A 12,893-nucleotide genomic window follows, 5' to 3' on the forward strand; every position below is an offset into this window, starting at 1 on the left:
CAGGGAACAAGGCTTCCCTGGTGATTTGACATGTCAGCGAGGAGCATTCAGCCGGGTAATGGCCGATTCCAAATTGACGAGATGAGCGCCGCGTTGTTTCATTTCCAGTAGCGCATTGTCGCTGTCTCCTGAGTCAATGTTTACACCTCGGCATCCCTCAAGCAAAACCTCGACGTGGTATCCCAACGAAAGCGCGTCCAGTACCGTGAATTTCACACAATAATCTGTCGCTAATCCCATTACGATCAGATGAGTGATATTTCGTGCTTTCAACCAGTCATGGAGTGCGGTTTCTGCACGATGACCGTTATCAAAGAAGGCACTGTAACTGTCAATATTGGGTTGTGTCCCTTTCTGAACAACCCATTGAATCGCTTGCTGATTCAGTGCTGGATGGAATTGCGCGCCAGCCTGTTCTTGCACGCAATGTACTGGCCACCATCTCTGCGGTAAGCCGTCGAGTTCTCCGATTTCGCCTACATTTGCATTCGCATTGACAGCAAAACTGCCATGATCGGACGGATGCCAATCCTGACTGGCGATAATGGGAATATTCGCTGTCAGGCAAGCCTCTATGGCACGGTTAGCGATCTCAATGACTTTATCGCCTTCGTTAACGGGCAATGCGCCCCCGGGGCAAAAATCATTTTGTAAATCAATCAATAGTAGTGCTTTATTCATGGTTTAATCCCGACAATCGCCCAATATTCAATCTTTATCGCTTAACTCACCGCGCAGATTCAACTGCATTAGCTGCCTGATTTTTTCGGGGCTAATGTCTTCCTGACTCAGTAAATAATGAAGTTTAGTCAATGCCGCTTCCACCGTCATGTCAAACCCGCTGATAACGCCAGCTTTGGCTAGCGCATTGCCTGTTGCATAACCGTCCATATTTACTCGTCCTGAAATGCACTGTGTCAGGTTAACAACGACAATGCCGCGCGCTGAAGCCTGGTATAACTCATGTAACAGACTGGGGTTTTGAGGTGCATTGCCAACGCCGTAAGAACGAAGGATGAGTGCTTTAACGGGTTGACGCAAAAAATTACTGACGACATCCGCTGAAATGCCGGGGTAGATCGTGATGACGCCAATGGGTTGGGGCGTAATGTGATGAACTTTGAGCGGTGAACAATGCTCACAGGGGGAAACCGGGATCAGGTGGCGGATATGGATCCCAGCTTCTAATAATGGCGAATAGTTGGGAGAGGCAAAAGCATCAAATCCGTCGGCATGGGCTTTGGTTGTTCTGTTGCCACGCAATAACTTGTTGTTAAAGAAAAGCGTCACTTCATTAATAGGGTGGTTAGCTGCCACGTAGAGTGCGTTTAGCAGGTTAGTTTGTCCGTCGGAACGCAGTTCGGCTAACGGTATTTGTGACCCTGTCACAATAACAGGTTTGGCTAAATCCTCTAACATGAAAGACAGTGCGGAGGCGGTAAATGCCATGGTGTCCGTGCCGTGCAGAATAACAAATCCATCATACTCATCGTAATGCTGCTGAATATCATCAGCGATAGTTTGCCAGTCGGCCGGAGTCATGTCTGATGAGTCAATCAGGGGCGCATATTCATGAATCGTAAATGCAGGCATCTCTGCGCGGTGGAATTCCGGCATCATCGCGAGTTGCTGCTGGAGATGCCCAGAGACGGGAATGTACCCGTTGCTGGATCGTTGCATTCCGATCGTTCCGCCTGTATAGGCGACATAAATAGATTTTTTTTGCATGGTGGTTATGGATAAAGGCAATGCTACCGAGGCAAGGATGTAAGAAGATAGCCCGACTGATGCCGGGCTACGACGGTTTAACGCACTTCGCTACAGGTCAGACATAGCGCATATCTGTTTTGCGGATCGTTGAGATTATTCATGATTGACGGTTGTTCGTGCACCGCCTGTGCCAACTGCGCAACAGGGGATGGTAACATCGACTGAATGGCGGTGGGTAGCCACGCGTAAACGGATGCATTAACTTGATTCAATACGGCATCAAACACGCTTGGCTGCTCGGCGTACCAGTTCAACTGATATTGTCCCAACTTGGCCAGTTCTGCTGCTTTCTTTATCGCATCATCAAAGTCGCCGAGTTGGTCAACTAAACCATTGTCTTTCGCATCGCTGCCAACCCAGACGTGACCTTGAGCAATCTGGTCGATTTGTTCAGGCGTTTTTTTGCGTGCCTGAGCCACGAGATCGATGAAGTTTTTGTAACCACGTTCAATGCTAATCTGCATCAGTTGGCTGAATTCCGGCGGTAAGGTTTTGGTCACCGACAGGTCTGCCAGCGGAGAGGTGGCAACACCATCGGTGTGTACGCCAATATTTTCTAACGAATTTTCAAACGTATTCACGACACCGAAAATACCGATAGACCCTGTCAACGTGCTGGGGCTGGAGATAATTGCATTTGCTGGCGTAGAGATCCAATAGCCACCCGACGCTGCCATTCCCCCCATTGACACGACAACCGGTTTACCTGCCAGACGAACAGCCATGAGTTCAGAGCGGATCAATTCAGACGCGGTAACGCTGCCTCCTGGGCTGTTTACGCGCAGAACAACGGCCTTAACTTTCGGATCGAGTCGTGCATTTCGGATTTGTGCTGCTGTCGTGTCGCCGCCGACCATTCCCGGTGTTTCAGGACCATCGATAATCGCGCCATTCGCGAAAATAACGGCGATCTGGTTGTTATTCTGAGTCGGCGGTTTTGGTATGTAATCGTAAATACTGGTGAAATTGAAGTTATTGGTTTTGTTATTCCAGCCAAACGTTTTTACCAACGTTTGCTCGATAACGGAGCGCGAGGCAACTTCGTCAACCAATTTATTCTGTAAAGCATAATTGGACGTATCGCCTTGAACGGCCTGTAATCCGGAAATTATCCCCGCAGCACCAGGAAACAGTTGCTCTGGTGTGATTTGGCGGTTAGCGGACACGGTATTCAAATATTGTTGCCATAGCGAATTGAGCCAGCGACTATCTGCCACACGAGCCTCGGCAGACATATCATCACGTAAGTAGGGTTCAACCGCGGATTTATAGGTGCCCACCCGGAAAATATGGGTGGTGACCTTTAATGTATCTAACAACGATTTGAAATAAAGGTTATTTGTTGCCAAACCATGCAGATCAACGCTGCCTTGCGGCGTCAATGAAATCGTATTGGCAAAACTAGCCAGATAATACTGTGATTGGTTGTAACTATCGCCAATCGCATAAATGGGTTTACCGCTGTCACGGAATTCACGTAAGGCTTTACCGATATACTGTAATGACGGCTGATCTGCACCGACAAAATCGCTGAGATCAAGCACCATACCGGTTATGTTATCGTCGCTTTTTGCCTGACGGATACTATCGACAATATCGAACAGAGAATTTTCCTGACGTCGATTGCTGGATGCGCCAAAAAATTCTCGTCCCAATTGCCGTAATTTGTTGTTTACTGACGGATGGTCAACGACCACACCAGTTAAATTGACCAACAATGCGCCACGTGTTGTTTCTGCGAGGGAGCTCGTGAATTGTGAATAAATCCCGATTCCAATCAGAATAAGTACAATAAGAAAAATATTGAGAATAAATTCTCTGATAAAGTTAAGCAGACGCCATGTCCACTTAAAGAGTCCGCTAAAAATTCGCCACAAGGTGCGCATAATATCTCCGTGATCGGGAAAACAACTGTCAGCATTAAATAATACCTGAAACGCCCTGACATAGGGCTATCTTGTAACAAAACTTCTACTTGTGCTACCGTGGCGCGCAACGTATGTCCTATACCTATAGGTTTCACGCTGCGAAAGTGAAAATGTCAGCATCGTGAAAACAAACGATATCTTGCAGAAATCAGCTTGCCACACAGGAGATATGCGATGGATGCTCTCGAACTGTTACTTAACCGCCGTTCTGCGTCACGCCTGACAACCCCCGCGCCCGCTGGAGAAACGCTGAGTAATATTATTCAAGCGGGAATGCGAGCCCCCGATCATGGCACGCTGCAACCCTGGCGATTCTTTGTTATTGAGGGAGAAGGGCTGGCCCGTTTTAGTGCGGTGCTGACCGAAGCAGCAAAAGATGCCGGTATGGATGACGCAGGTATTGAGAAAGCGCAACAAGCGCCGTTTCGCGCACCTCAGATCATTACCGTGGTTGCACATTGTGAGGAACATCCGAAGGTGCCGCTTTGGGAGCAAATCGTTTCTGCCGGTTGTGCCGTTCAGGCCATGCAAATGGCCGCTTTGGCTCAGGGATTTAATGGTATCTGGCGTAGTGGCGCATGGACCCATCATCCATGCGTTCGTGAGGCATTCCAGTGTCGCCAACAGGATGAAATCGTGGGCTTTCTGTACCTGGGTACACCGCGATTGAAAGCATCAACAACGGTGACGCCGCTTGATGCGGAAAAATTTGTTCAGTATTTCTGATAAGCGCCAAATGAAAGTGTCGTATTTCTTGATGGAACCGTCGGCAATATTACCGAATGGTGCCGGATGAGACGCTTTCAGCGCAACGGTGCGTAATGCGACTTTTTATTGCTGAAAAACCGAGTCTCGCGCGGGCGATCGCGGATGTGCTACCTAAACCGCATCGGCGTGGTGACGGTTTTATTGCCTGCGGGCCGAGTGACGTTGTCACTTGGTGTGTTGGCCATCTTCTGGAGCAGGCACAGCCGGATGTTTATGATGCACGCTATGCACGTTGGTCATTGGCGGATTTGCCGATTATTCCCCAAAAATGGCTGTTGCAACCTCGACCTTCCGTTAGTAAGCAACTGAATGCGATTAAAAAATTACTGACTGATGCCGATGAAATTATTCATGCTGGTGACCCTGACCGCGAAGGGCAACTTCTGGTTGATGAAGTGCTGGAATATTTGTCATTGCCGGAAGCGAAGCGTCATCAGGTTCGCCGTTGCCTGATTAACGATTTAAACCCACAGGCGGTCGAGCGGGCGGTTTCACGGTTGCGGGAAAATCGTGAGTTTATACCGCTTTGCGTCTCCGCGTTGGCTCGATCTCGAGCCGACTGGCTTTACGGGATCAATATGACGCGTGCCTATACGTTACTCGGACGTAACGCAGGGTATGACGGAGTATTGTCGGTTGGTCGAGTTCAAACGCCGGTACTTGGGTTAGTGGTGCGACGGGATGAGGAGATCGAAAACTTTGTCCCGAAGGATTATTTCGACGTTAAAGCACATATCGTGACACCTGCCGATGAACGATTTGTCGCGATTTGGCAACCTAGCGAATCCTGTGAACCCCATCAGGATGAAGAAGGACGTCTGTTGAATCGAGCGTTGGCGGAACACGTTGTTAAACGCATCGATGGGCAACCTGCTTTTGTCACGAGCTATAATGATAAACGTGAATCTGAAACCGCGCCGTTGCCTTATTCTTTATCAACATTGCAGATTGAGGCGGCTAAACGTTTCGGTCTCAGTGCGCAGCAAGTGCTGGATATCTGCCAAAAACTGTATGAAACCCATAAGCTGATTACCTATCCGCGTTCGGATAGTCGGTACTTGCCAGAAGAGCACTTTGCCGGACGCCATACCGTATTGAATGCGATTGCGGTCCATCAGCCTGATCTGCTGCCACAACCCGTTATGGATATTGACCGACATAATCGTTGTTGGGATGACAGTAAAGTAGATGCACACCATGCGATTATTCCGACGGCGCGGAGTGCCAGTGCAACGCTTTCGGAGAACGAACGCCACGTTTATGGGTTGGTTGCGCGGCAATACATTATGCAGTTTTGTCCTGATGCGGTATTTCGTAAATGTGTCATTGAGCTGGATATTGCCGGTGGGAAATTCGTCGCTAAGGCACGTTTTTTGGCTGAAGCGGGCTGGAGAACGTTGTTGGGAGGGAAAGAACGCGACGAAGAGAACGAAGGTGCGCCGCTACCTGTGGTGGCGAAAGGGGATGAACTTTTATGCGAGCGGGGCGAAGTAGTTGAACGACAAACTCAGCCGCCACGACCTTTTACCGATGCGACGTTGCTATCAGCGATGACGGGGATTGCGCGTTTTGTTCAGGACAAAGATCTGAAAAAAATCTTACGGGCGACGGATGGTCTGGGTACGGAAGCGACCCGTGCTGGCATCATCGAGTTGCTATTTAAACGAACGTTTTTGTTCAAGAAAGGGCGCTACATCCACGCCAGTGATGCGGGGCGCGCGTTAATTCACTCGTTGCCGGATAGTGCAGCACTACCGGATATGACAGCGCATTGGGAAGCAACGCTGACGCAAATCAGTGAGAAAAAGTGTCGTTATCAGGATTTTATGCAGCCCTTGACCTATTCGTTGCAGGAAATGATCCATCAGGCCAAACAAAACCAGACTGTCGGTGCATTCAACGGCATTTCAGCTCCGCCAGGCGGCAGCAAAAAACGGCGAAAACCTCAGCCTAAAAGAAAGGAACAGCATTCATGAAATCTCAAACATTGACGGTTCTTCTGCTCGCGAGTTTAGTGATGCCATCAGCCGTTCAGGCTAATCGCACTGGGGCTGATATTGTGGTGCCAGTTCCCGCCGAAGTCTGGGGCAGCGGCACGGCGGTTCGTGAACAAAACAGTAATTGTATGCGCTGTTGTGTTTACGATAATCGCAACTATTCTGAAGGTGCGGTAGTGAAGAGTGAAGGCGTATTGCTGCAATGTGTGCGCGATAAACAAACACTGGGCACGAACAATCTGATTTGGCAAATCGTCAAACAGTAGTGCAGGCTTGTACTTGTCTGGTTTCAAACGGCAAACGACGGCGATGATGATGATCATCGCCGTTTGAATGCTAGGCCTCTTGAATACTACAGGGAAAATTCAGCCCATATTGGTGCGTGATCGGAGGGTTTTTCCATGGCCCGGATATCATAGTCAATACCCGTCTTAATACAGCGCTCGGACAGCAGTTTACTTGCCAATATCAAATCGATACGTAATCCGCGGTTAGTGTCAAAACCGGCAGAGCGGTAGTCAAACCATGAGAAACGATCGTGACAGTCTGGATTGGCGGCGCGGAAAGTATCTGTCAGCCCCCATAGTTGCAAACGAGCCAGCCATTCACGCTCTTCGGGTAGAAAAGAGCATTTTCCCGTCCGTAACCAGCGCTTGCGATTATCTTCACCGATACCAATATCCAGATCTGTTGGGCTGATATTCAGATCGCCCATAATGATGAGCGGTTGGTCAGGCGTATGATGCTGCTCGATATAGTGCTGTAAATCCTGATAGAAACGCGTTTTCGCTGGAAATTTTATAGGATGATCGCGGCTTTCCCCTTGAGGAAAATAGCCGTTCACTACTGTCAGAACACCGTGTTCAGTAGCAAAATCAGCCATGATAATACGGCGTTGGGCGTCATCACTATCCGTAGGGAACCCTCGGCGAACAGCGATCGGATCCGTTTTGCACAGTAGCGCTACGCCATAGTGGCCTTTTTGCCCATGATAAAAGACGTGATAGCCGTATTGACTCACTTCTTCCAGTGGAAACATATCGTCATGGACTTTCGTTTCCTGTAAACCAATGACATCCGGTTGATGCTGTTCGATAACTGCGGCCAACTGATGAGGGCGTGCTCGCAGGCCATTAATGTTAAAAGAAACAACTTTCATGTTAACTGCCGTCCAATGAAAAAGTGACCTGATGGTAGCAGAAATCGGGGGGGAACGTCATGGTCGAGTATCGTGGTCAATGACATGACGATAAGATCCGACTATGACTGGTTGAACCGAAGGCGGGGAGACCGTATACTCCGCTGCTCGCAGGAGAGAGGGCGGATCGATTTAAGCCCCGCCGAAGGCGCAAACTCCCATAATCGCTCAGGCCACCATACTGCGAATTCCATTTATGCCAACTGGAGAGAGGTTGTTAAAGCAACCCACCGAAGGGGCAAGCAGCGAATGCTGCGTAAACTCTCAGGTAAAACGGACAGAGGGAGGGGCACATTTCACAGGAATTCTTGTGTGCTTACCTATATCTATCTGATCGCGATTACTGCTGAAGGTATGTCTGGCGCGCTGGCAGCGGGCCGCCGGAATATGGATATTTTTGGCGTCGGCATGATTGCCTTCATCACCGCGCTTGGCGGTGGTACGGTTCGTGACATTCTCCTTGGTAATTACCCTATCGGCTGGACTCAGCATCCTGGCTATATTTATCTCACGATTGGTGCCGGGCTTTTCACCATTGTTATTGCGCGGGTTATGCATCATCTACATCGTTTGTTTTTAGTATTAGACGCAATGGGATTGATTGCTTTTACCATCATTGGTTGCAATGTTGCGCTGAAATTGAACTATTCAATCACAGTGGTTGTAATGGCGGGAATTGTCACCGGGATTTTTGGCGGTATTCTGCGCGATATTTTTTGCAACCGAACGCCAATGGTACTGAAAAAAGAACTGTACGCCAGTGTGTCGCTGTTAGTTGCGCTTTTGTATCTCGGGTTGAAGTCTTTCGATGTTAACCATGATATTAACCTGCTGGCATCGTTCTCTATTGGTTTGGCTGTGAGACTGGCTGCGATCCGTTGGTCATGGCAACTTCCTGTATTCTCTTATGTTCCAGGCCGCTGGGAAGGAAAATCGTAAGGCGATATTCGTGAATTGTTAATCTTCATGATATGCAGCCCAGCCGACAAACCCGCTGATTAATCCAAATATGAAGGAACTATAGTGAGCGATATCATTGCTCTCAATAGATATATCGATAAACGGTATTTTCCCAGCGTGATAGGCGTAAAAATGGAAAGACATTACGATGCAAGAGATAAGAATGCCATAAAACTTATAGTAAACATCGTCAAATTCGGTGAGCCTTTTTATAGAAAAATAGGTAGGAATGAGAATAAGTGTCGATGTGAATATGTAAAGAAAAGCGATTTTCGGCAACATATTAATGGCTTCTGTTGCGAGCTTTCGATCTTAGTCGAAGGTTCTCTCTTAGCGGTAGGATTTAACCAGATGCATAGCTTGAAATGGTGGTGGGGGAAGGATTCGAACCTTCGAAGTCTGTGACGGCAGATTTACAGTCTGCTCCCTTTGGCCGCTCGGGAACCCCACCACTGGCCTTGCTGCAAAACGCTTTCAGCGCTAAGCGGGGCGCATCATATCAAATGATGCGCCCCTGTAAAGCCCGATATTACAAAAGTGAATGTGTTTGCTGATTTTTTATGCCAAATATTCGCGTAACACTCTGTCAGGCGGGCACATTAAAGAATGATGGTACGATTTCCGTATACAAAAACACGCTGGGCCAATACACGGTAAAGCGCTCTGCTCAGTACATTCTTTTCTACGTCTCGCCCTGCACGCATCATGTCATCAGCGGTGTAGGTGTGATCAACATTGATCACGTCCTGCATAATGATGGGGCCTTCATCCAGATTGTCATTCACGTAGTGGGCCGTCGCACCGATAATTTTCACGCCGCGTTCGTAAGCCTGATGGTAAGGGCGGGCTCCGATGAACGCAGGCAGGAACGAATGGTGGATATTGATGACTTTATTCGGATAGTGTTGAACGAAGGCGGGTGTTAATACGCGCATGTATTTTGCCAGAACGACGTAATCCGGTTTGTATTGGTCAATTTGTTCGATCATGTGTTGATCGTGTTCTTCACGACTGAAGCCTTCATGGCTAACCAAATGAAAAGGAATGTCAAAACGTTCAACCAGCGTGCGTAGGGTATCGTGGTTACCAATCACGGCGGCAATCTCGACATCCAATCCACCATAGGCGCTTTTCATGAGTAAGTCGCCCAGACAATGGGCTTCCTTCGTGACCAATATAATAATACGACGTCTTCCGGCACTGCTTAACTCACGAGAAGAGCCTTCAGGGAGTGCGCTATCAAGATCGGCAAGTAGAGTGGTATCGTTAAAAATACCCTCTAGTTCCGTGCGCATAAAAAAACGTCCGGTGCGGTGATCAACAAATTCGTTATTCTGTACGATGTTCAGTTCGTGCTTGTAACAAATATTGGTAATTTTAGCGATAAGCCCTTTGGCATCGGGGCAAATTGTCCGTAAGACTTTTCTTTGTATATTCTGGGATTGCATGAGAGCGTGGATCCTGTCCAAAACGTCAATAACGAGCGTATATGTGTCTCGTACTGTGGCTTATTGCCCGCAGCACTTTTTGTATTTTCTATTGGAACCGCATGGGCACGGTTCATTTCTGCCTGTCTGCAGATGAATACCGTCTATATAGTACCAGCGATCGTGATAACGAAGGAAGCGCGAGCGCTCGCGCATTAATCCCGTCTCTTGCGGATTGACCGCAGATGCATAGCGAGCCGCGAACTCGACATACCCTTCATCCTTCATCTTACTCGATCCGGCAGATAAGATATTGAGCCCAAGCCAGTGAGTATCCCGACAACTTTCTGCGATAGCATGACGCGATGTCTCTGGCTGCTTGTCGGGGTGCCATGTTGCGATGAGATAGTCTACGTCGTGTCTGACGTAGGCGGTATAGCGTGAACGCATTAACGTCTGAGGATCGGCAGCAACACAGGTATTGTCAAGATAGGGTTGACAGCATGCGCTATACTGCAAACCGCTGCAACAAGGGCAAGATTCGGACACAACGTCTCCTGAATAAATTTTAATTAAAAAACGTGATAAATAATATACAGATCCCGGCTCAGGATACCGATATGTTAACCAATATGCTCAGGAAGTAGCAATGTGGACTAAAATGAAAAGACATGGAGTTCAGTTATGCGACAGGTAAAAGTAGGCTTGGCACTCGGCTCTGGTGCGGCTAAAGGATGGGCTCATATTGGCGTAATCAATGCTCTGGTTGAATTGGGCATTAAGGTTGATGTCGTTGCGGGTTGTTCTATCGGGGCATTGGTTGGTGCGGCGTACGCGACAAATCGTTTGCCAGCAATGGAACGCTGGGTGTCGGGTTTTAGCTATTGGGATGTGATTCGGCAGATGGATCTCTCCTGGCAACGTGGGGGGCTATTACGTGGTGAGCGCGTGTTTAACAATGTAAAGCTCTTGCTACGCACGCAGAAAATAGAAGAATGCGCCATCAAATTTGGTGCGGTGGCCACCAATCTGAGCTCTGGGCGTGAACTCTGGCTAACGGAAGGTGATTTACACCAATCAATCCGTGCATCTTGCAGTATGCCGGGCTTATTATCCCCCGTTCGATTCAATGGTTACTGGCTGGTCGATGGCGCGGTTGTTAACCCTATCCCTGTTTCTCTGGCTCGAGCGATGGGCGCGGATGTCGTTATTGCGGTTGGTTTGCAGCAGGATGCCGGCCTAAATCAGCAAGATTTTCTATCAGAAAAGCGATTGGCGGAAGCGGCGAGTATTGACGCCGAATCAAACAATTGGCGAAGTAAAATTCGTGAGCGATTGTTAAAGGGGCGGCGAAAACGTACGGATGTTTCTCCCACTGCAATGGAAATCATGAGTACATCGATCCAGATCCTGGAAAACAGACTAAAAATGACGCGTATGGCGGGTGATCCGCCAGATGTGCTTTTGCAACCATACTGCCCGCAAATCGCCACTCTGGATTTTCATCGAGCACAGGAAGCGATAAAAGCGGGGCGTCTGGAGGTAGAAAAAAAACGAGATGAATTGTTACCTCTGGTTAACCCGTCTCACTGAATCGCGGTGGATGCCATGCCGATTGATAGTTTCGGTGATAGCGATAAATAAATTTAAATATGAAGCGTTTTAAGCAAGAGGTAACGGATGGAACAGCCATTGGCGGGTAAACATGTTTTGATCATTGAGGATGAAGCCGTTTTCCGCTCCGTACTTTCCGGTTATCTGACTACGCTTGGAGCCAGTATGTTGGAAGCAGCCCATGGGCTGGAAGCATTGGATCTCTTAGCGCATCACCAGCCTGATTTGATCATCTGCGATTTGGAGATGCCAATGATGGGGGGGATTGAGTTCCTCGAACATTTACGTATGAAAGACAGTACGACTCCAATATTGGTTATATCAGCAACGAGTCAGATGGCAGATGTCGCAAAGGTGTTACGTTTGGGCGTTCAGGATGTATTGCTCAAACCGATTAGCGATTATGCCCGTTTACGTGAGGTAGTGATGTCCTGTTTGTATCCTGACATGTTCACCTCCCCGGCAAACGAGCTTGAGCAGTTAATGCAGGATATGGATTCTCTAAATCAATCGCCGGATGTTGTTGCAAAATTGCTAGCTCAATTACAACCGCCCGTACAGCAGACGCTCGCACGCTGTCGTATTAATTATCGGCAGTTGACGATTGCCGAACAGCCTGGTCTGGTTTTGGATATTGCCGCGCTTTCTCATGAAGAATTGGCTTTTTACTGCCTGGATGTCACTCAGGCAGTAAATAATAACGGCACATTAGCTGCGTTATTACTTCGAACATTGTTTAACGGGTTGCTTCAGGATCATTTGGCTAATCAGCAACATCGTTTGCCGTATTTGCCGACATTATTAAAACAGGTCAATCAGTTGTTGCGGCAAGCAAGCTTAGAGGGACGGTTTCCATTGCTGGTCGGATATTACCACAGAGAATTAAAACGTCTGATTCTCATATCCGCTGGTTTGAATGCTACGTTAAATGTCGAAGGTAGCCAGATTTCTCTGAATAGCGGGGTGCCATTAGGTACGCTGGATATGGCTTATCTTAATCAACTGAATCATAACTGTGGTGCCTGGCAATGCCAAATATGGGGGGGGGGGGGACGTTTACGCCTCATGCTGTCTACAGAATAATCCTATAGGTAGATAGACTGTGCTTTCTGGCTTCTGTTTGCCTTCCGTTATTATTTTTTATTTTTTACACTACGGGAAGCAATCTTATTTTTATTGAGCCCTAATGTTGGGCAGGCACCATTGCGTTAAACTGGTTATACTCATCCAG

Annotated in this window: 12 protein-coding genes, 1 tRNA gene and 1 riboswitch; of the genes, 6 read left to right on the plus strand and 7 right to left on the minus strand. The window is 48.1% G+C overall.

The window, feature by feature from the left end:
• Positions 1–33: 33 nt before the first annotated feature.
• From pncA to sppA, 3 genes are all read right to left on the minus strand, one after another.
• Positions 34–681, minus strand: coding sequence for a bifunctional nicotinamidase/pyrazinamidase (gene pncA, locus ACKPVM_RS06110; protein ID WP_409307779.1), 648 nt, complete (start codon positions 679–681; stop codon positions 34–36).
• Between the two features lie 27 nt (positions 682–708).
• Complete coding sequence (gene ansA / locus ACKPVM_RS06115; protein WP_409307781.1) at positions 709–1,728, minus strand: asparaginase; 1,020 nt, start codon at positions 1,726–1,728, stop codon at positions 709–711.
• A 77-nt stretch (positions 1,729–1,805) separates the two neighbouring features.
• On the minus strand, positions 1,806–3,656 hold the full coding sequence (gene sppA, locus ACKPVM_RS06120; RefSeq protein WP_409307783.1) for a signal peptide peptidase SppA: 1,851 nt from the start codon (positions 3,654–3,656) through the stop codon (positions 1,806–1,808).
• A gap of 216 nt (positions 3,657–3,872) precedes the next feature.
• Here sppA and ACKPVM_RS06125 point away from each other — a divergent pair, with 216 nt between their 5' ends.
• The 3 genes from ACKPVM_RS06125 to ACKPVM_RS06135 all read left to right on the plus strand — a co-directional run bounded on the left by ACKPVM_RS06125 (position 3,873) and on the right by ACKPVM_RS06135 (position 6,729).
• A complete protein-coding gene (locus tag ACKPVM_RS06125; RefSeq protein WP_409307785.1) occupies positions 3,873–4,424 on the plus strand; it encodes an NAD(P)H nitroreductase in 552 nt (183 codons plus the stop codon).
• Positions 4,425–4,519: 95 nt separating this feature from the next.
• A complete protein-coding gene (locus ACKPVM_RS06130; protein ID WP_409307786.1) occupies positions 4,520–6,442 on the plus strand; it encodes a DNA topoisomerase III in 1,923 nt (640 codons plus the stop codon).
• On the plus strand, positions 6,439–6,729 hold the full coding sequence (locus tag ACKPVM_RS06135; protein ID WP_409307788.1) for a YnjH family protein: 291 nt from the start codon (positions 6,439–6,441) through the stop codon (positions 6,727–6,729). Before ACKPVM_RS06130 ends, ACKPVM_RS06135 begins: the two co-directional genes overlap by 4 nt.
• Before the next feature lie 86 nt (positions 6,730–6,815).
• Here ACKPVM_RS06135 and xthA read toward each other — a convergent pair whose 3' ends face one another.
• Positions 6,816–7,622: an exodeoxyribonuclease III gene (xthA, locus tag ACKPVM_RS06140; protein ID WP_409307789.1), complete on the minus strand. Its 807-nt coding sequence runs from the start codon at positions 7,620–7,622 to the stop codon at positions 6,816–6,818.
• A gap of 232 nt (positions 7,623–7,854) precedes the next feature.
• A riboswitch (glycine riboswitch) is annotated at positions 7,855–7,952 on the plus strand.
• A gap of 21 nt (positions 7,953–7,973) precedes the next feature.
• Between xthA and ACKPVM_RS06145 the strand changes: the two genes are divergently transcribed.
• Positions 7,974–8,600 carry a trimeric intracellular cation channel family protein gene (locus ACKPVM_RS06145; RefSeq protein WP_409307791.1) on the plus strand — a complete coding sequence of 209 codons (627 nt, stop codon included), beginning with the start codon at positions 7,974–7,976 and terminating at the stop codon, positions 8,598–8,600.
• Between the two features lie 387 nt (positions 8,601–8,987).
• Here ACKPVM_RS06145 and ACKPVM_RS06150 read toward each other — a convergent pair.
• From ACKPVM_RS06150 to ACKPVM_RS06160, 3 genes are all read right to left on the minus strand, one after another.
• A tRNA-Tyr gene (locus tag ACKPVM_RS06150) sits at positions 8,988–9,072 on the minus strand.
• Positions 9,073–9,220: 148 nt separating this feature from the next.
• The gene (gene purU, locus ACKPVM_RS06155) at positions 9,221–10,069 is read right to left on the minus strand and encodes a formyltetrahydrofolate deformylase (protein ID WP_409307793.1); all 849 of its coding nucleotides are present in this window, start codon (positions 10,067–10,069) and stop codon (positions 9,221–9,223) included.
• A 60-nt stretch (positions 10,070–10,129) separates the two neighbouring features.
• Entirely contained in the window at positions 10,130–10,597 is a 468-nt protein-coding gene (locus ACKPVM_RS06160) for a YchJ family protein (protein WP_409307795.1), read from the minus strand.
• 135 nt (positions 10,598–10,732) lie between these two features.
• Between ACKPVM_RS06160 and rssA the strand changes: the two genes are divergently transcribed.
• Both rssA and rssB read left to right on the plus strand, forming a co-directional pair.
• The gene (rssA, locus tag ACKPVM_RS06165; RefSeq protein ID WP_409307797.1) at positions 10,733–11,641 is read left to right on the plus strand and encodes a patatin-like phospholipase RssA; all 909 of its coding nucleotides are present in this window, start codon (positions 10,733–10,735) and stop codon (positions 11,639–11,641) included.
• 87 nt (positions 11,642–11,728) lie between these two features.
• The gene (gene rssB, locus ACKPVM_RS06170) at positions 11,729–12,745 is read left to right on the plus strand and encodes a two-component system response regulator RssB (RefSeq protein ID WP_409307798.1); all 1,017 of its coding nucleotides are present in this window, start codon (positions 11,729–11,731) and stop codon (positions 12,743–12,745) included.
• The last annotated feature ends 148 nt before the right edge of the window (positions 12,746–12,893 follow it).

It is taken from the genome of Pectobacterium hainanensis, from assembly GCF_046237015.1.
GTDB lineage: Bacteria > Pseudomonadota > Gammaproteobacteria > Enterobacterales > Enterobacteriaceae > JBJYIN01.

Excerpts from the sequence above, each read along its gene's own strand:
- ACKPVM_RS06130 (WP_409307786.1), top strand. The coding sequence starts at position 4,520 with ATGCGACTTTTTATTGCTGAAAAACCGAGTCTCGCGCGGGCGATCGCG.
- ACKPVM_RS06135 (WP_409307788.1), top strand. The coding sequence starts at position 6,439 with ATGAAATCTCAAACATTGACGGTTCTTCTGCTCGCGAGTTTAGTGATG.
- xthA (WP_409307789.1), bottom strand. The coding sequence starts at position 7,622 with ATGAAAGTTGTTTCTTTTAACATTAATGGCCTGCGAGCACGCCCTCAT.
- rssA (WP_409307797.1), top strand. The coding sequence starts at position 10,733 with ATGCGACAGGTAAAAGTAGGCTTGGCACTCGGCTCTGGTGCGGCTAAA.
- rssB (WP_409307798.1), top strand. The coding sequence starts at position 11,729 with ATGGAACAGCCATTGGCGGGTAAACATGTTTTGATCATTGAGGATGAA.
- ACKPVM_RS06125 (WP_409307785.1), top strand. The coding sequence starts at position 3,873 with ATGGATGCTCTCGAACTGTTACTTAACCGCCGTTCTGCGTCACGCCTG.
- purU (WP_409307793.1), bottom strand. The coding sequence starts at position 10,069 with ATGCAATCCCAGAATATACAAAGAAAAGTCTTACGGACAATTTGCCCC.
- ansA (WP_409307781.1), bottom strand. The coding sequence starts at position 1,728 with ATGCAAAAAAAATCTATTTATGTCGCCTATACAGGCGGAACGATCGGA.
- sppA (WP_409307783.1), bottom strand. The coding sequence starts at position 3,656 with ATGCGCACCTTGTGGCGAATTTTTAGCGGACTCTTTAAGTGGACATGG.
- pncA (WP_409307779.1), bottom strand. The coding sequence starts at position 681 with ATGAATAAAGCACTACTATTGATTGATTTACAAAATGATTTTTGCCCC.